This window comes from Glaciecola punicea ACAM 611 (genome assembly GCF_000252165.1).
GTDB classification, from domain to species: domain Bacteria; phylum Pseudomonadota; class Gammaproteobacteria; order Enterobacterales; family Alteromonadaceae; genus Glaciecola; species Glaciecola punicea.
The window spans coordinates 213437-232087 of sequence record NZ_BAET01000008.1; the positions used below are offsets into that span (position 1 = coordinate 213437).

Consider the following 18651-nt stretch of genomic DNA (forward strand, 5'->3'; position numbering starts at 1 on the left):
TAATTAGTCTCCCGACACCACTTTAAGACGCGGCTGCTGCTCCACTAATTCGCCCGCGGTCATGCGCAATTGCCGGTCGCATTTTTCTGATAGCTGGCTGTCATGGGTGACTAATATGAGCGTAGTGTCAGAGTTCTTGTTTAAGGCGAACAATAAATCTTCTACTTTTTTGGAGTTTACTGAATCGAGGTTGCCGGTAGGTTCATCCGCGAATAAAATTTTTGGGTTGGTAATAAAGGCTCTAGCAATGGCCACTCTTTGTTGTTCGCCGCCCGACAACTGATTAGGAAAATGCTGCGCACGATGTTCAAGCCCTACTTTGACTAAAATGTCATTAGCCAGTTTTTTTGCATTAGGCAGACCAGCGATTTCAGCCGGTAACATAATATTTTCCAGCGCTGTTAAGCTTTGTACCAGCATAAAGCTTTGAAAAATAAAGCCTACTTTTTCACCTCTTAGGCGAGCGCGCTGTTCCTCATCTAAGCTGTGAAGTGGCTCGCCGTCTAATGTAATCTCCCCGGTGCTAACCTCATCTAAGCCTGCTAGTAGGCCTAGCAGGGTTGATTTACCCGAGCCAGAGGCGCCTATTACTGCCACACTTTCGCCCGCTTTTACTTGAAAGCTAATAGGATGAAGGATCTGTAACTCACCTTCATTCGTAGTGACTTTCTTAGTAACGTTTTTTGTTTCGATCATCAAAGGGGCTTGACTCATAGTGGCACATTTTTCCTATAAATTGGTAGCAAGCTGTACAGCACGCAAAAAAAGTGGACTTTTAGGTATCCGCTTAGGGCTATTATTAATTAGTCTTTTATTCGCAAATTTTGCAGTTTCAGATCAGAGTGGCAGTGCTCAAAAAGTCGCTGGTGAACACAAATTACTGGTTCTAGGCGACAGCTTAAGCGCCGCGTATGGACTAAGTGCGCATCAAGGTTGGGTATATTTACTCGCCCAGCAATGGCGGCAAAGCAACACGCCTATTGAGGTTATAAACGCTGCTATAAGCGGCGATACTACCGACGGCGGCCTTGCGCGCTTGCCACGCTTACTTGCCTTACATCAGCCCACTCATTTATATATAGAGTTGGGGGGAAACAACGCATTGCAAGGGCATAACCCACGTAAGATTAAACAAAATTTAATTAACATGATTGAATTAGCCAAAGACAATAACGTTGAAGTTATCATTCAAGAAATGCAAATACCGACCAACTATGGCGCTCGCTATACCAAAGCTTTTACAGCTATTTTTCACGACTTAGCAAAACAGTTTGATATACCGCTTATTCCGTTTTTTCTGCAGGATATAGCACTAGATGCAAGCTTAATGCAGCGAGATGGTATTCACCCAACGAAAGAGGCTCAGTCTTTAATTGTTGATTTCATGGCGCCTAAGTTATTAATGGCGATTAACTCTTAATACCTGCTTTACGCTAGTACAGCCTCAGCTTAGGTAAATTACACGCGAAAAAAAAGACTTCATATGAAGTCTTTTTTATTTGCCTAAGCGCTTATTGCGAGTAGCCTGCAGGCTTGCTCACATCACGATGCAAATAACGGTCACGCAGTTTAGTTTGTCTAGACTGCATGGTCATAGACTCCCCTTTAATGAACACCATTTCAGCGGCCTGCGTTACCTCAAGCGGATCGCCAGACCAAATCACTATATCGGCTTGCTTGCCCGCTTCTAAGCTTCCTACTATATCATCTACACCATATAGCTTAGCGGGGTTAATGGTAAGAGCTGCTAACGCTACACTGTGCGGTAAGCCATTTGCCACTGCGTTTCCCGCGTGCTGCGGTGCAAGGCGAGCGTTATGCGTTTCTATGCCAATAGACAGCTCTACGCCAGCAGCGTGCAGCCTAGCGGCATTTTGCAGGGTTGCACCAAGACGGTCAAACTGACCCGGCAAGTTTTCTTCAGGGCTTAATACCACCGCCACGTTTGCCGCCGCAATTTGCTGCGCCACTCGCCAGCCATCACTTGCGCTTACCAGCGCCAGCTGTAAATCGCTAAAACGCTCTTTAAGTGCCAGTACCTGCAAAATATCGTTCGCTCTGTTAGCGGTTACCAGCAGCGGCATTTCACCGCTTACCACTTTCACTAGTGCAGTTGCATCGGCGCGAGAAATCATGCCAAACCACTCCCACGACGGCGTAATAGGATTGCTTTGCACGTATAATGCTTCTTCTAAACTTTGATAAAGTGCCACCCATAATGCTGCGCGGCTATCGCCCACTTTGTCAGCGCCACTGCTGCTTAAATCAACGTGCATAAAGGCATGCGATTTAAGCACTGAATTAAAGTCGGTACTCAAGCTTATAAAGGCGCCTTGTCCGTCAAACAACTGACCGGTAGATCCTAAGCCCGTTGCCGCGCTTGTAAAGCCTTCTAAGCGTGTAACGCCAATTAAGGTTGAATCAGTATTAATAGCGTATTGAACATCGTAAGCAGCACCTACAGTTGATACTGCATGAGCGTTTACCCGCGAGTCATTAACACCCGCTGACATGCTCACTTCTACCAAACCAAGATTGGTTAATGCACCAATAAAACCAGGGGAAACTACTTTGCCTGTTGCATCAATTTCAGTGTAACCTGCGGGAACAGCAACGCCGCTAAGCACTTGCTTAATAGTACCATCTTCTATCAACACAGTGCCGCCTTCAATAACACCCTTACTTGACATAGTGTGAACTTGACCGCCAGTAATGGCGATTCTTTGCGCATAAGCATGGCCGCTTAACGCGATCATTAACACCAATAAAGCACTGGCAGCGCGCGTGGCCAACAAAGTATGTTTTTGACAGCGTACATTTTGGATCAGATTACTTATCACTGCTGAACATTTCATTTGGCGTCTCCTTGCGCAATTTGACCTAGCTCGAAGTCACTCACCGGCCAGCTCTCAGGGTCTGCTCTGTCGTATACCATTGCGCCGTCAATAAATACTTTTTCAGCTTGGGTATAGCTTGAGAAAGGGTCGCCAGACCATAATACTACATCCGCGTTTTTACCTTTTTCAATGGAGCCGGTATGCTCAAAAATACCCAATGACTTTGCTGGGTTAGCCGACAGCCACCGCCAAGCATCAGCTTGAGAAATATCAATGCCGGCTCTAACACCGTCCGACCATGCTTTTGCTGCCTCTTGATTTAAGCGCTGAATGCCAATAGCGTCATCTGAATGCACAATCGCGCAAGCACCCGCTTGATGTACCATGGGCACGTTTTCACGTATACCGTCGTAGGCTTCCATTTTGAATCCCCACCAGTCGGCCCACATAGCAGAACAGACATTATTTTCAGCTAGCTTGTCGGCAATTTTGTATGCTTCTACCGCATGATGAAAAGTGCCAATTTGGTAATTAAATTCTTTCATTACGTCCATCATTATGGCCATTTCATCTGCACGGTAGCAGTGCATGTGCACAATAATATCGCCGTCTAGCACGCCGGCTAGCGTTTCAAGACGCAAATCACGCATAGGCGCTTTACCGTCTTTTGCGCCGGCTTCATAATCGCTCCATGTTTGCTGATAAGCTTGTGCTTCAATCCATGCCTTACGATAGCCTGCTACATTTGCCATGCGCGTCATTGGACCGCCTTTTTCACCATATACACGCTTCGGGTTTTCACCACAGGCCATTTTTATGCCGTATGGCGCTTCTGGAAATTTCATGTCTTGCATGGTTCTACTCGGCAGATTTTTAACCACCACCGAGCGGCCACCAAACAAGTTTGCCGAACCCGGTAGTATCTGCAATGAAGTAACCCCGCCCGCTAAGGCGCGTCCAAAACCTGGATCTTGTGGCCACAATGAGTGTTCTGCCCACACTTCTGCGGTGACGGGACCGGTCATTTCATTGCCGTCTGCATGAGAACTAGTGCCGGGCGATGCATACACGCCTAAATGGCTATGATTATCGATAATACCAGGTGTTAACCACTTGCCCGTGCCGTCAATTTCAATTGCGTCTGGGGGCACCGGTACCCCGATACCAAAAGCTGATATCTTACCGTTTTTTAAGAGCACTTCACCCTCTTCTATCTTGTTACCAATACCATCTAAAATAGTCACATTAGTAATCACAATCGGTGCAGATTCAATGCGCTGATAGGTGCTGGGAAAAGGGTTATTTTTGTCTAGTGCGATCTGCTTAGCGCTTTCATTATCGCTGCATGCACTCAATAATAATGACGAAACTACTAGACTAAGCAGCAGCTTAGGCGTGGATAATGTATACATGAATTTCCTTGCTAAAATAATAGATAAGAGGGATTACCGTGTTTCGCAGACTAATCGGCTCTGGTGTTTTTCGCAAATTTTTTTTATGAACAGCAGGCTAAACATCAAACTCAGATAAATATTGGGAAAATTAAGCACTTAATACTTTTACGATTTCGTCAGCGTCTTTCATTCTTCTAAGCGTCATAAACATTTCTTGCGCTTCGGGGTACTGCTTCTTCAAATATGAAAACCATTGCTTAATGCGGTTAGGAAAATATAGGCCTTTTTCGGAATATATTTCATAGCCGGTATAGTCCACTAAAAGTGATTTAACCTCATGCCATTCATAAGGCTTGTGACCGAATTTAATAGCAGCGGCTAAATTAGGCAAGGCCAGTGCACCCCTGCCTAACATAATGTCGCTAGTGTGGCTTTGCTCTATGCATGCTAGTGCGTCTTTTTGAGACCAGATTTCACCGTTGGCAATTAAGGGAATGGTCGTGTTCGCTTTTATTTTTGCAATCCAAGGCCAATAGGCTGGCGGTCTATACCCATCTGTTTTTGTGCGTGCATGCACGACTAATGACGAGGCGCCTGCGCTTTCAATTGCCTGCGCGTTTTCAATGGCCAGTGATGTATCTTCATAACCTAACCTGACTTTGGCCGTCACTTCATGTTCGCTTGGTACCGCGTCGCGCACCGCTTTAACTATGTCGTATAGCGTTTCAGGATATTGCAATAACACTGCGCCACCTTTTGATTTATTAACCGTTTTCGCTGGGCAGCCAAAATTTAAGTCAACGCCGTGTGAACCTAATGCAATGGCTCTTTGAGCATTTTGTGCAAGCCAATATGGATCTTGTCCTAATAGTTGCACTTTCACTTTAACACCGGTGGAGGTGTAGCCTTCATTGTGCAATTCAGGGCACATACGATAAAAAACTTTATCGGGAAGCTGCGTAGCCACAACTCTGATAAATTCAGTCACGCATAAATCGAAGCCGCCCACTTGGGTGAGCATATCGCGCATAAGATGATCAACAACGCCTTCCATAGGCGCTAAAATTATTTTCATTAGGGTTTGTCCGCCTTAATACTGAGTGACAGCAACATATTTTCAAGGATCTCGTCTAAATCGTGAAAGGTCTCTGCGCTACAGTAAATACTCATACTCGAGTCGACGCTTATCGCATGACGATTATTGTGCTGAGCGAAGGTGCTCGTTAGCGCATCTTTTACACGTTCAGAGAACGCTTGCGCCGCGTCTTCTTCAATGTCGACTAAGCATAGTAGAAATTGCTCTGGCCCAAGTCGACCGAGTAGGTCTGAGCTACGCGTAATTTTTTTCAAGGTGATGGCAATTTGTTCAAGTACAAAATCGCTTTTAGTTGAACCAAGCGTTAAATTCACTTCGGTGAAGTTTGCTATATCAAAAATAACGAGTGCATTGGTGCAGTGGGTGCTTGGCTTGGAAACATACCTTAACTGTTTAATCAGCGCGCTATTAGTTAGCACACCTGTAATGTTGTCATAAGACTTACTATCATGATATTTGCGCCAAAAAACGAAAAACACGGCTAGAAAAGCGATTAGCATTCCACCCACTAGCAAGCCAATAACTTTATGCCTATTTCGCTCTTCATGCTCAAGGCTGGCCTCAAGATTCAATATCTTACTGTGCAAGCGACCTAGATCTGAGGCACTGTAATTATCGTGCGTTAGGCTGACAATGCGCTCCATTTTTGTTTTGTATTGCTCAAACGCCGCGATACTGCCCTGCTGGTTGTCAATACGCATATTCGCTTCAACAATGAAGCGCAAGTAGTTCTTACTGCCACTGATATAATTTATATACGAGGAAGGCGCATTTTTTTCATTTTCAAGAAAATCCACTAAACACTGTCTATTGTTCTTATATAGGCAAAGTTCAGACAAATACCACCTGAGCAAACCTTGATTGACTGGGTTTTTACTGTTCCCAGCGACTTCTTGCCAATTCTGCAAACTGGTTTCTAAGCTTTGGAAGTCTTTAAGGGCGACATAGTAGGCTGCTTCAAAAAAATATTGTAAAAACCAAGTGCGTTTGGTACCACTTACTTCATTTATAGCACTAAATTTATCAAGTGCTTCTTTCGTGCGCGCTAAATTACCTGTGGATTGAAATGCCGCCACGGCGCTGCCTAATACAGACAATAAATTTTCATTAGTGTATATATCTCGGGCTGTTTCAAAAGCTTTCATATATTGGGCTGCAGCTAAGCCTTGCTGGCTTCTGGTGGCATAAAACAACCCTACCCTATTGTGAGCGTGAGCAAGCGCGGCGGCGTTATCCATAGCGGTTACATCCACGAGTAACTGGTATAGCTCATATACTTTTGTATCAACATCGGATGTTGAACATTCGGTGATATAGCCAAGACTAGCGCTTAAATGAACGTCTACATATCTTCCCTTAGCGGAGTCGCGGGCCAAAGTGAAATAGTCGCAGCGTTCTGGCTTCTCGAGAATGTCATAAATAAAACCATACTGGAAAATAGCGGAAAGATAGTATTGTGCGCTGCGGTCAGACTGCACATTGGCAAGCAAACGCTGTAATATTGACTGGGCATCGGTCACATTGCCAGCGCAAATTAGACCATGAGTTTTCATACTCGACAGTTGAAGCTGCTGCTGGGGTGAAAGCAAGGCTGATTCAAGCGCAGTATCTATTTGCGTGTTCAATGCACTACTTGGACAGTCGAAAGTGGGTGTGTAAGCCTGTTTAATAAAAGCACTTACGTTGGCGTTATCAAAAATTGGCGTTTCTTGCGTACGTTCACCAAGCGCATGAAATCCAAGCGAATAAACCAAAGAGAAAAAAAATAATGTTTTACAAACCAAGTTATAACCCCAAGATAATGCGCTAACGCAAACTTTAATGACACTGTTTAAAGCTGCAGTGTACTTTGTTTTACACTGCCAAGCTTATTTATGTAGGCACCGATGCACCTTAGCTTATAGCTGTTAGCAAAGTCCTTTACGAAAACAAAAAAACCAGCTCAAATGAGCTGGTTTTTTTGTTTATTAAAATGGCGTCCCCTAGGGGATTCGAACCCCTGTTACCGCCGTGAAAGGGCGGTGTCCTAGGCCTCTAGACGAAGGGGACAAAAAACGCTGTTCTTGCCGGTACGCAACATTTCAAACTGTTAGTGGATTTCAGTAATGCTGCTGATATTCACATAAACTTAACCTTGAGCCTAGTAACGGTTAAGTTATTAGATGCCATATTTTAAAAGCTGATTAACAACTCACAAAAAGTGGCGTCCCCTAGGGGATTCGAACCCCTGTTACCGCCGTGAAAGGGCGGTGTCCTAGGCCTCTAGACGAAGGGGACACAATATGTCCTTGGTGGAGCCAGGCGGGATCGAACCGCCGACCTCTTGCATGCCATGCAAGCGCTCTCCCAGCTGAGCTATGGCCCCATGCGTCGCCACATAATGCCAAATGCAAGCTCTACGCTAAGCGCTTCATTTAATACTATTCTTACGTGACAGCGGGGCGCATTTTAGGCATGGCGCGCCTTCATGTCAACGATTTTTTTAAGAATTTTCACGATTATTGATGAATTCAATCGCCTTGTTTATTCTTTGAACAACTTGGGTTTGCTTTAACAGCGCAAGGGTTACATCAAGCGCAGGTGAATTACCACTTCCGGTTACCGCAACACGCAGAGGCATACCAATTTTGCCCATGCCTATATCTAAATCGGCAGCGGTGTCGTTTATTGCTTGTCCAATAATGGCTGAATCCCATGATGTTAAAGCTTCTAATTTAGCCTGCACGGCAATTAAATTAGCTTTAGCCACTACTCGTAAATGCTTCTTTGCAGCGCTTGGGTCAAATTCAGCAAAATCTTCGTAAAAATAACGACTCACGCTCGCAAGCTCTTTCAAGGTGTCAACCCTATCGGCCTGAACACGAATAAGATCGCTCAAGTCTGGGCCAGTGCTTGTATCAATGTTTTGGTCCTCAAAGTGCCATCGAGCATGCTCAGCCACTTCTGCTGGCGGCAATGTCTTTATATAATGCTGGTTAAGCCAAATCAGTTTTTCGGTATTAAATGCACTGGCCGACTTACTAATATGATCTAAGCTAAATAAGTTTATCATTTCGTCAACGCTAAATATTTCTTGATCGCCATGCGACCAGCCCAAACGCAATAAGTAATTAAGCACTGCTTGCGGAAGGTAGCCAGAGTCTCGGTATTGCATTACGCTAACCGCACCATGGCGCTTTGACAATTTCTTGCCATCATCACCCAAAATCATGCTTACATGTGCATATTCTGGCACTGGTGCACCAAGGGCTTTTAATATGTTAATTTGGCGTGGGGTATTATTGATATGATCTTCGCCCCTTACCACATGGCTTACACCCATTTCCCAGTCGTCAATCACCACACAAAAGTTGTATGTGGGCGCGCCATCGCTTCGACGAATAACCAGGTCGTCTAACTCTGTGTTTGAAATCCGAATTTCGCCGCGTACGTGATCGTCAAACACCACCTCGCCAGTCTTAGGGTTTTTAAATCGTATAGCGTAAGGCTGGTTTTCAGGATGATCGTTGCGATCTCGCCATGTGCCTGGGTACCTAGGCTTTTCGCCCTGCTCTTCTTGTTGCGCGCGAATAGCATCTAATTCTTCACTGCTCATAAAACATTTGTAAGCATGACCTTGCTCGAGCAATTGACCTATAAATTTATTATACATGTCAAATCTATCTGTTTGATAGTAAGGGCCTTTATCGTGATTGAGGCCTAGCCACTGCATGCCGTCAAGAATTGCCTGCTTTGCTTGGGGGCTTGAACGCTCAATATCGGTGTCTTCGATGCGTAATATAAATTCTCCCCCTAGGCTTTTAGCATATAACCATGAATAAAGTGCTGTGCGGGCTCCGCCCACGTGCAGGTAACCAGTTGGGCTTGGGGCAAATCGAGTAACTACAGACATGTTTTTTCCTGAATATTTATTATAAATAGCAATTTTATATTCTACAGCGTTGGATGTCGCTTCTAAAGGACTTCACTTAATTATTTACGATAAAAGATAGTAAACGTTTAGTCTATACTGATCTTAGTTACCCTATGACACAAATGACACAAATGACGCTTATGACGAGCTTTGTAGCAGTGTTTCAAAGGAATTTGCGTTATTTTTGTGCAAACACACTTTTTTTTACAAAATCGGGTTGACAGTTATGAAGGCAACTCTATAATACCGTCCTTCGTGGTGGGTATTACTTTGTTTTTATAATCTGTATTATTAAATCATTAATAAAGGCAATATCAAGAGATTTTTAAGAAATGGACGCTTAGCTCAGTTGGGAGAGCATCGCCCTTACAAGGCGAGGGTCACTGGTTCAAGCCCAGTAGCGTCCACCACTTCTTATCTAATAAAATCAAGTACTTCGGACGCTTAGCTCAGTTGGGAGAGCATCGCCCTTACAAGGCGAGGGTCACTGGTTCAAGCCCAGTAGCGTCCACCATCTTACTTTTCAAGCACTTAGCTTCAATTCTCTGTTCAAATATTAAGCACGCAAAAGTATGTGGGGCGCCAGTGGGTTTTTTGTGGGGCGCCAGTGGGACTTTTGTGGGACTTTTGTGGGACTATTGGAAATGACTAATCTTCTGTATCTCGCGTCACACGTGGCCTAAAAAGAATCTCCCGTGGGGCAAAGCTGTTTTAGTTAATATCATCAGTTGGACTAAAATAGTACACAAGAGATTTTTATAATTTATGAGGTTACTCTATTATTGCACCCGTTATGGCATTGTCAACTTATCGAATTAAGATGATAAGAACAAATTTTCGGTAGCTCATGCCAAATTCTGGACGCAACTAACCCCAGCCCATTCATTAAATGCTCGTTCTCACAGTATCCTGTCATTATTGGCTTGCATTTTATGGCGGCCATGCCTAAACAGATTATTTACAATGCCATGACACGCTAAAAATCGTTGTGCTTGGCCTTGGGATGTAAAACGCCGCATTTGCCGTTCTTGTTGTCTACCCGGCTGGTGAGACAATTCACAGTGATTGTTTTCGTATTGTTGGCTTGAATGAGCGACGCTGGGCATAATTTCCCTTCTCGCAGCCGAATAACTGCGCAATTTATCGGTGACTATCTTTAATGGCGTTGCCTGCTGGCCCTTCAATAACTTTTTAAACAACTTCATGGCGGCCTTTTTGTTTCTGCGTTTTTGAACGAGAATGTCCAGCTCATCGCCATCTTGATCGACTGCTCGCCAAAGGTAATGCAAATGTGCGATCGTATTAAAGTTTGAAACTGTGCATTAATGTTTGAAACTGAGTAATAAAGTTTGAAACTACATTTATGGACCATGAAGTGAAATTTGTAACTCCAAAGTATTTATCTGATTCTATTTTTTTGTGAAGTATTGATGGCTGTTGTGCGTTTGAATGCCTATAACTAGTATTATCTTAATAGCCGTTTAGATCCATAGTGCGCATTAGCGATTGTCTACTGACGGGCAAGTATGTGCCAATAGGGGCCAGTCGATGAAACTTTGTCTAAGGATTACCATTGTCACCTAACGGACATAAGCTAGCGGTTATTCCACTCGAAAAATTGGTAACAAAGTCGACAACCTAACATTTTTTACTTAGACGCTATTACATTACGATGAGTGTGCTTTAAGATGTCTAACTAGTTCGATAATGGTTAGTCTTGTTTATCAGGCTGAGGTTTTAGTTTCATGTCGTTGTATTGTGATATTCAACTTTGCGATTGCTGACAAAAGTAAATATTAGTCGTTCAATAAATTCACTATCACTGCAATTAAAGCCCCTAGGAATAACACCCACAACCAAGTGGAAAAATCGATAAAAGTATAGAAATCATTCCTAACAACTAGGTTGAAGCCAGTCAATATTACAGCCATTAAAAATGCGCTTCCGACTAGAAGACCTCTACGATATTTCCAGCAAATCATTCTTAGCATCCTCATAATAGTTAGAGGCTTATTCATTACGCATTCGCCTTTAAAAGTTTATCTGCTTGAGCGATGTATGATTTGACACTTCCTAGCGGCAATCTAATCTTAGCGACAATTTCAGAATGAGAATAACCGTATATAGTGTGCAGCACATATGCATCGTACTGATTGTTAGAGAGTATTTCCGATAATTTTATAAAGTCAAAAAACACGTCAAGATTCTTTAGATCTGAGGAGCTATCACGGATATCCAATAGTTTTTTAAACTTTGTTAATAAACTCGATTTTCGTATCATTTGTCGGTGCTCATTTATTGCTATTGAGAACAGCCAAGTACAAAATGAGGACTTGCCATCAAATAGTTTTATTTTCACGAAAGCTTTGATGTATGTTTCTTGAGTGATATCTTCAATCTGTTGATCGGTAACCCTTGAGCATAAGAATCCCCTTAGCGCTTTGTCGTGCCTTTTAAACAACTCAGTGAAAGCTGCATGGTCGCCTGTAACCTGGGCGATTGCCACTAAATGTTCATCAGAATAACTATTCACTGGAATAGATTCACTTTCTCTCGACAAAGGTCAAGATTAAATATGCAATACCACCGCAAAATGGAAACAGGCCTAGCCCGAAAATAGCATCATTTAAATCTAGGTTTCCATTCTGTGGAAAGTCAGCCATGAAAGAAAAGCCCCAAATAGCAAAAGCTAACAATAGTGAAAAAACCCCTTTTCTCATATCGTTATTTGCAGAAAATAGTACCTTTCCAATCGCTTTAATTGAATCAGGACTAAGGTCATCATGCTGTCCTATGAACTTTAAGAATAAACGTTTTTTTGACAGGGAATACATTAGCAGTATCCCAACAAAAATTAGCATCGCGGTAAAAACAGCGATGGGTATAACTATCTCTTCAGGATTGTTCATGAAAGAAAACTCTAGTTAGTGGGTAATTGTTCATTAATGTCTACTCCGTAATTCGTCACCTAAATATATATCTCAGATAGAGTGAACTCAATAACTTGGTTGAAATATGTCATTTCATAAAAACACCACAAGCTTTTTTTTAAGGGAAAAATTGTTATCGGTTTAAAAGTTCACGCCTTTCCAGTATGCATTACTACATAGCGACCTGTCGCGAACTTCCAGAACAAACTAAAATCCGAGTATGGGAAGCTTGACTTGATGTCATTTTCCGAAAAACCAGAGAGTACAGCTACTGAGACATCTCAATTTCCATAATTCTCATTCCTCTTTTGCCGAGGTAATGTAACAAAAGTTTTTCGAAAACTTTGTAGCCGTCATCTACGTTTGTAAATATTATCAAACCATCTTTTGTATTTGGAAATATAAATACTATCGTCTGTGCCCCCTTGTCTGCGCCACCGTGAGATAATGCATATTCACCATCATCAAAGTCATAAATCTCAAAACCAAGCCCAAAGTGCTTTCCTTTGGTACTTTCTACTTGATGAGACGTCATTTCCTTATAGACCTCTTCAGAAATACCATCCTTATTCAAAACGCTCACCAAAAATTTGCCATAGTCTTCTATACTAGTGAGCAAGTCATCGGCTCCGTTTGCCGTTTGATTTTTAATTGTATCGTAGGCAATACCATCGCTATTATATCCTTTTGCGAATCGGCTCTGGTCTATAGAGGAATTAAAAACATATTGCGTATCAATCATTGATGAAGGATTAAAGACTAATTCTGTTGCCAACTCGTTCAAAGATTTGCCAAACTTACTTTCTAAGGCTTTTCTCAAATATTCAAATCCTTCTCCGGAATATTGATATTTTTCCCCGGGAGCAGATTTAAAATCCAATTCTCCGGACTTATTCATATATCGCCAATTCGGGAAACCACTTTGATGACTTAATATATGTCGCGTAGTCACTTGTTTACTTCGTGTGTCGTTGGCAACATCTGGGTCAGTCCAATATTTAAATATTGGTTCATCCAAACTCCACTTGCCTGAACTTACTAATTTTAATGCAACTATGGCTGTAACTGGTTTGGCTAATGATGCAACATTGAAAATGGTGTTGTAAGGGGCTGATTCTCCTGCTTCAAGCTCCCCAAAGACCCTAACTTGCTGTAGCTGTCCTTTTTTAATAACGCCAATCCCTAGCGTTGGTACACCGTTCGATTTTAGCCAACTATTGATTTCTTCATTATTGTCGAACAATGAATTTTCTTCAGAAATATTAAAGTCGGCTTGATGATCATAGCTCAAGCTTGTCCTGAGCTTCCATTCATTTTCTTCTAAGAACCAAACATTAGTGAATCTTGCAGAACTAGCAAATTTTTCATCAAATCCCGCTAACGTTTCATAAAATCGATGCTCACCCTTTTGAATAGCAGCATATATATTCTCTTTTTTGTACAGTGGAAAAACCTCTGTACTTGTCTCAATCAACTCCCTTCTTGATTGGTATTTTTTAGGTGACTTACACAGTCCATTTCTTAGCTGGGATAAAAACTCATTTTTATTAGATATACCGTCTTTGTCATGAAAAAACGTTAATTCAGTACTTAATATATTTTCAAATTGACTGACATCACATGTGTTGAAGCTTACTTCAAAAAGCTGACTATCTTTTGACATTATCGTTTTGAATAACTCTGAGTTTTGATCGACCTGTGCAAAAGACAAGCAAGTTGTGAAGCACAAACAGATTGCCACTATTGGATTAATTACTAAAAATTTTATCATTCTCTTCCTTATTGTTTTTTCTATTGGGTTGTTTTTATGAAGCATTAAAGTGTCTCGTCGAGAGATCGCTGTTCTGCATGTATAAGTTTGGGGTGTACAAATTGCTTCATAACAATCTCTTTTAAATTAACTAACACTTAGATGCACACCGAGGTGACTTTGGATGTCAGATTTAAGAGTTAATTGAGAAATAATAGCTAAGCCTCTGTATTTAATAATTATTTACACAAGCTTTTGGGCCTTATACACAAGCTTATCTTTGTCAATATGGTGTAAGGTAACTAAAACACTAAAATGATTCACTGTTGCTAAGGGCCGCTTTCTGCGCAGACCGTGTGAAAAATCCAATTTATGGACTATCGTAGGTAGTTTGAATTTAAAACCTTTCCTACATTCGATATTACTGGTGATTTGAGGCCGATCCTTTATTTCGTTAACACAGCAACGAATTGTCAACGGCAGTAAATGTGTTTTCAAACACACTTTCGGAGCAGTTCTCATTAGGATAACAAACAAAAACATCACCAAATTTCAAAGTATCCAGACTGCTTGAACGGCGGCCTCGCTCGGTGCTGTCTGTCAGCCAAGTGCCAATAGGGGTCAGTCGGACTTACTTAATTTGAACTGATTTTTGTCACTACGTTGTCTCTCTGGCTATCAGCCTAAAAGGGCATTTACGACCTATAGCCGACATAAGGAGAGGTCAAATTATCAATGAATTTTTATATTCATACCGATTCACTTTACTTGTCCGAATACTCGCTCGCAAGTTAGCTGTTCCAATACTTTGGCCAGCCAATATGTCTATTTTCTAAAATATTTTATATGTACCTCTTGATCCATTAGCACGTATGGTGTTTAATTGTACCACTTATATAGATGGTACAATAGTTAGATGATTACCATAGATCTTGATTCTCCAGAACCGCTATTCAACCAATTAATGACGCAAATAAAATTAGCTGTTCAGCAGAAGAACCTTTTGCCCGGCGATGCTTTGCCCTCTATCCGTCAATTAGCAACTGATTTAGATATCAATGCCAAAACCGTAGCAAAAGCCTATCGATTGTTAGAGCGAGATTGTGTGATTGAATCAAAAGGCTACCGCGGTTCATTTGTGCATAGCGAGGCGCTTAACAATCTAGATGCTGACATTAAAAAATGGTTGAACGAAGTCATTGCTCAAGATGTTTCGCGATACCGTGAAGCGGGGGCTACCGACTCAGAAATCAGAATAGTATTTCAAGACGTCTTATCAGGTAACAAACAATCGATTGTGTCAAATGACACCAAGCAAACTGAGGAATAAATAATGTCTGACTGGTCAATGCAATCCAATTATATGATCATGATTTTACAAGTATTAGTCACTTTAGTGATAGTGCCAGTATTGAGCTTTAGTAAGTTAAAAAATATAGCTAATCAGTATGGACTAGTGCGTTATCCGCAGGCCAAATCTGATGTAGAGCAGTATTTGAGAGCCTCTCAGAAGCGATATTGGTCAAGTGTTGTAATTGTAACGTTGTTGGTGAGTCTCATGCTTGTTCACGCTATTGTGAATCAAACAGAATTGCTTAATTGGGATGACCAGAGTGGCTTAATGGTGATGTACCTTTTATCTATGATCCCCGTTGTTATCATGGTTTTGACCCATCGCCACTTATTCAATATTTTTAAACAGCATGCGGGCAACAAGCGAACCGCTTCACTGCGGGTTCGAACTTGGAAAGAGTATGTATCATTACCCAATTTAGTTCTTGTTCTGATTGCCAACGTTGTTTTTGTTACAACGGTCATTTATTTCGTGAAGCATCCCTTCGATGGCTTTGCGGGTTATGCCAACTTGTTTGGTTTGATTACATTAGATGCTGTGTTTGCCTTCATTATTGTTGTTCTTTATCGAGACAACAAAACAAATGGTCTAGAGTCTCCAGAGCATCGTGATGCACTTAAGAAACGAGCTATCCACATTAACATGCTCATTCTAGCACTTGCGGTATTCCATATCTCATTAAGCATGTGGGTGCAAGGCACCGAATTAGTTGCTTTTAAAATTATTATTCAATCTTTGTATTTTCAAGTTGTGCTGGTTATTAGTGCGTTTTCTTTAACTTTGCCGAAGTCAGTGTTTCAAAATACAACATCTAAAGTATAAAACCTTGTGCAAAGGGCTTTCTTTCTTCAAACAAAAAGACAAAGAGTGACCTATTGCTGACCTTAAAGAGTTCGCCTATTCTGCACAAAATAGTGTAAATTATCATCAGAAACAGATAAAACTATTATGGGCTGGTTATTAGAAGGGTTAAAAAATGAAAATGAGCCGTTGCTGCAATGGAGCCTTTTTAAAAACTTATGAGGAGGTTTAATGAGTATTTCATTTAAGCGCTCAATTGATCTTCAGAAAGCCGCGCAATTTACTTTTGATAATATGTACCAGTATTATCAGCGTTTAGCTCCTGACTGGGATGTGGCAAAAGTGCTACAGGCTACCGAAGATCTAGAGAATTACGACATTTTATATAATCATGAAGTCGTCGGTGTGCTTCGGCTTCAATTTGAAGGCCAATATTGTTACTTGAGAGACCTTCAAGTTGTGCCAACGTTGCAAAATAAAGGTATTGGAAAAGCTGCTTTAAATGAGGCAAAGCGCAGAACATTGAATGCTAATTTGACCACGCTGACGTTGAGGGTTTTAAAAATAAGTCCTGCACTAACATTATATGAACGCAATGGTTTTGTTATACAAGCTGAAGATGAACGTTTTTTTAATATGGCAGCAGAACTCTCACAATCAGTAAGTTAAGGGCGGTGAATTATGAGGCCTATCGGTGCTTTACAAAAGTGCTTCGGTACTGTCCCAAAAATGAGGGATTTGTCTACGTATGCTGCAAAAGGGTTCACGTAAGTTTCGACCTATAGCCGACATAAGAGCATTCCAACTTTCAGATTAGACTTTACGAATGATGAAGATTCTAAAGTCACGTTTCTCTGGGGAATTTATAGGTGGCTAGCGCTTGAAACTAACATTTACCGTTAATTATTTTTGATTTAGATAATCCAATGGATTATACTTCGTCAATGCAAAACACAATCGCCGAATTACCAGAATATATTAAACGTGCTGATTCTCTTCTAACCGAATCAGAGTGCAAAAGTGTTATCAACTATTTATCTGAACATCCCAAAGCAGGGGCTATAATAGAAGGTACTGGTGGTATTCGAAAAATGCGATGGAGCAAAGGCAATAAGGGAAAGAGCGGCGGCGTAAGAGTCATTTACTACTACCATGATGAACGAATTCCGCTTTATTTATTAACCGTGTTTGAGAAGAATGAGCAGGCTAATTTAACGAAAGCCGATAGAAACGCTCTTTCGAAACTTGTCAAAATATTAACAGTAAAAGCTTTGGAGACAAACAATGACTAGTGCATTTGAAAGTATTGCTCAGGGTCTGAATGAAGCAATCGATTTGAGCGATGGAAAAAAAGTAGCCGCCCGAATCCATAGAGCCCCAGAAGTTAATGTAGCAAAGATTCGGAAAAATCTAGGGTTAACTCAAATGGAGTTTGCTGCTAAGTTTTGTATCAGCGTTTCAACTTTACGTCACTGGGAAAGAGGAGATCGAAATCCTCAAGGTCCAGCGCTAGCATTGCTCAATGTGGTCGCCAAAGAGCCTCAAGCGGTCTTGCGAGCGCTTGGCTAAATCGAATAGCCGTTTTTTATATGCCCTAGCCTCACAACACACCATGCATGTTGTTCAAAAATAAAGCTAATAAACGACCTGTAACGGACGTAGAAAATTTTGATTAAACGATTAGCTTGGAGCATTAGAGCCAGCATTTTTTAAGGACTGTCGATAGTATGAAAGTTATTTGTTAAAAGTTTTACATCAAAGTATAAAATAACGATAATGAACTTCACGCTACAAACTGAGTCTATTGCTAGTCTTACAATTGGGCGGTTCACACCATGAAACCTATCGGCATCATTGTCACCTCCATATATCTTTTATTGCACTCTACTTGTGGTTTCGGGCAAGATGTTCATAGCTTGAAACGAGACGACGGAACTGCCATTCAATATTATTTAACACAATTAGGAAAAAATAATACGTCCCTCGCCGTTTTAATTCAGGGGTCAGACTGTAACAGCGTTTATCACAATAATTTGATCAATGACGTTTTTGCCGATATTTTTCAACCTGCAGACTGTTCTGGTTGAATTAGCAGGACACATCAATAAAGGATAAACTCCAACTTATTGAGGTGTAAAAATGACTAAACGTACAAATAAGAATTACCCAAATGATTTTAAGCAAGAAGCGGTATCACTGGAAACTGAGCAAGGTTATTCAGTTGTCGAGGCGGCTGCTTCATTAAATATTACTGATAAATTGCTTTATAATTGGGTGGCAAAATTTAAAGAACAAAATGAAAAGTCTGCGTTATCAACGGATGAACGAGCTGAACTCATTCAACTTAGGAAAGATAAAAAGCGCTTGCAAATGGAGCATGAAATATTAAAAAAGGCGTCTGAGGATTCAAGTCATCAAAGCAACAGGTATACTAAATTACTGATTTGCATGAGGACATTGAATGAAACGATTAAAACGTACATTTACCACAGGCGAGAGAGACCTTGTTTTTGACCTATGGAAAAACGGCGCTGGATTCAGCGATATTGGTCGCGTAATTGAGGCCAAGCCTGGCT

General features: G+C 41.4%; 18 protein-coding genes, 5 tRNA genes and 1 pseudogene. 11 read left to right on the forward strand and 13 right to left on the reverse strand.

What is annotated here, in order from left to right:
• Positions 1–3 precede the first annotated feature (3 nt).
• Entirely contained in the window at positions 4–696 is a 693-nt protein-coding gene (locus tag GPUN_RS05470) for an ABC transporter ATP-binding protein (protein WP_040520390.1), read from the reverse strand.
• 19 nt (positions 697–715) lie between these two features.
• On the opposite strand from GPUN_RS05470, the gene GPUN_RS05475 reads away from it, so the two are divergent.
• Entirely contained in the window at positions 716–1420 is a 705-nt protein-coding gene (locus GPUN_RS05475; RefSeq protein WP_006004233.1) for an arylesterase, read from the forward strand.
• A gap of 91 nt (positions 1421–1511) precedes the next feature.
• Here the strand turns inward: GPUN_RS05475 and GPUN_RS05480 are convergent, their stop codons facing one another.
• From GPUN_RS05480 to gltX, 8 genes are all read right to left on the reverse strand, one after another.
• Complete coding sequence (locus GPUN_RS05480; RefSeq protein WP_006004234.1) at positions 1512–2855, reverse strand: amidohydrolase family protein; 1344 nt, start codon at positions 2853–2855, stop codon at positions 1512–1514.
• Entirely contained in the window at positions 2852–4249 is a 1398-nt protein-coding gene (locus GPUN_RS05485; protein WP_006004235.1) for an amidohydrolase, read from the reverse strand. Before GPUN_RS05485 ends, GPUN_RS05480 begins: the two co-directional genes overlap by 4 nt.
• Positions 4250–4379: 130 nt before the next feature.
• On the reverse strand, positions 4380–5306 hold the full coding sequence (locus tag GPUN_RS05490; RefSeq protein WP_006004236.1) for a tRNA-dihydrouridine synthase: 927 nt from the start codon (positions 5304–5306) through the stop codon (positions 4380–4382).
• Positions 5306–7111 carry a GGDEF domain-containing protein gene (locus tag GPUN_RS05495; protein WP_040520348.1) on the reverse strand — a complete coding sequence of 602 codons (1806 nt, stop codon included), beginning with the start codon at positions 7109–7111 and terminating at the stop codon, positions 5306–5308. The genes GPUN_RS05490 and GPUN_RS05495 overlap by 1 nt, the downstream gene beginning before the upstream one ends.
• Before the next feature lie 189 nt (positions 7112–7300).
• A tRNA-Glu gene (locus GPUN_RS05500) sits at positions 7301–7376 on the reverse strand.
• A 152-nt stretch (positions 7377–7528) separates the two neighbouring features.
• Positions 7529–7604: transfer RNA gene (locus GPUN_RS05505), tRNA-Glu, on the reverse strand.
• Between the two features lie 12 nt (positions 7605–7616).
• Positions 7617–7692: transfer RNA gene (locus GPUN_RS05510), tRNA-Ala, on the reverse strand.
• A gap of 117 nt (positions 7693–7809) precedes the next feature.
• Positions 7810–9219 carry a glutamate--tRNA ligase gene (gltX, locus tag GPUN_RS05515; protein ID WP_006004238.1) on the reverse strand — a complete coding sequence of 470 codons (1410 nt, stop codon included), beginning with the start codon at positions 9217–9219 and terminating at the stop codon, positions 7810–7812.
• A 355-nt stretch (positions 9220–9574) separates the two neighbouring features.
• On the opposite strand from gltX, the gene GPUN_RS05520 reads away from it, so the two are divergent.
• A tRNA-Val gene (locus tag GPUN_RS05520) sits at positions 9575–9650 on the forward strand.
• A gap of 28 nt (positions 9651–9678) precedes the next feature.
• Positions 9679–9754: transfer RNA gene (locus tag GPUN_RS05525), tRNA-Val, on the forward strand.
• Positions 9755–10139: 385 nt separating this feature from the next.
• Here the strand turns inward: GPUN_RS05525 and GPUN_RS05530 are convergent.
• The 4 genes and pseudogenes from GPUN_RS05530 to GPUN_RS05550 form a co-directional block, all read right to left on the reverse strand.
• Positions 10140–10529, reverse strand: a pseudogene (locus GPUN_RS05530) (IS6 family transposase); the annotation flags it as partial.
• 728 nt (positions 10530–11257) lie between these two features.
• Complete coding sequence (locus GPUN_RS05540) at positions 11258–11773, reverse strand: RNA polymerase sigma factor (protein ID WP_006004241.1); 516 nt, start codon at positions 11771–11773, stop codon at positions 11258–11260.
• Between the two features lie 10 nt (positions 11774–11783).
• The gene (locus GPUN_RS05545; RefSeq protein WP_006004243.1) at positions 11784–12149 is read right to left on the reverse strand and encodes a DUF6249 domain-containing protein; all 366 of its coding nucleotides are present in this window, start codon (positions 12147–12149) and stop codon (positions 11784–11786) included.
• A gap of 289 nt (positions 12150–12438) precedes the next feature.
• On the reverse strand, positions 12439–13941 hold the full coding sequence (locus tag GPUN_RS05550) for a serine hydrolase domain-containing protein (RefSeq protein ID WP_006004245.1): 1503 nt from the start codon (positions 13939–13941) through the stop codon (positions 12439–12441).
• 895 nt (positions 13942–14836) lie between these two features.
• On the opposite strand from GPUN_RS05550, the gene GPUN_RS05555 reads away from it, so the two are divergent.
• From GPUN_RS05555 to GPUN_RS14855, 8 genes are all read left to right on the forward strand, one after another.
• Complete coding sequence (locus tag GPUN_RS05555) at positions 14837–15250, forward strand: GntR family transcriptional regulator (protein WP_006004250.1); 414 nt, start codon at positions 14837–14839, stop codon at positions 15248–15250.
• A gap of 3 nt (positions 15251–15253) precedes the next feature.
• Positions 15254–16096 (forward strand): hypothetical protein, encoded by an 843-nt coding sequence (locus GPUN_RS05560; RefSeq protein ID WP_006004252.1) that lies wholly within the window; start codon positions 15254–15256, stop codon positions 16094–16096.
• 210 nt (positions 16097–16306) lie between these two features.
• Entirely contained in the window at positions 16307–16744 is a 438-nt protein-coding gene (locus GPUN_RS05565; RefSeq protein WP_006004256.1) for a GNAT family N-acetyltransferase, read from the forward strand.
• A gap of 275 nt (positions 16745–17019) precedes the next feature.
• The gene (locus tag GPUN_RS05570) at positions 17020–17367 is read left to right on the forward strand and encodes a type II toxin-antitoxin system RelE/ParE family toxin (protein WP_006004258.1); all 348 of its coding nucleotides are present in this window, start codon (positions 17020–17022) and stop codon (positions 17365–17367) included.
• The gene (locus GPUN_RS05575) at positions 17360–17644 is read left to right on the forward strand and encodes a helix-turn-helix domain-containing protein (RefSeq protein WP_040520350.1); all 285 of its coding nucleotides are present in this window, start codon (positions 17360–17362) and stop codon (positions 17642–17644) included. The genes GPUN_RS05570 and GPUN_RS05575 overlap by 8 nt, the downstream gene beginning before the upstream one ends.
• A 266-nt stretch (positions 17645–17910) precedes the next feature.
• Positions 17911–18162 carry a hypothetical protein gene (locus GPUN_RS14160; RefSeq protein ID WP_141567225.1) on the forward strand — a complete coding sequence of 84 codons (252 nt, stop codon included), beginning with the start codon at positions 17911–17913 and terminating at the stop codon, positions 18160–18162.
• A gap of 52 nt (positions 18163–18214) precedes the next feature.
• Entirely contained in the window at positions 18215–18589 is a 375-nt protein-coding gene (locus GPUN_RS14765; protein WP_006004266.1) for a transposase, read from the forward strand.
• Positions 18537–18651 (forward strand): hypothetical protein (locus tag GPUN_RS14855; protein WP_500778375.1); only part of this gene is annotated, 115 nt, incomplete at its 3' end. The genes GPUN_RS14765 and GPUN_RS14855, both read left to right, overlap by 53 nt.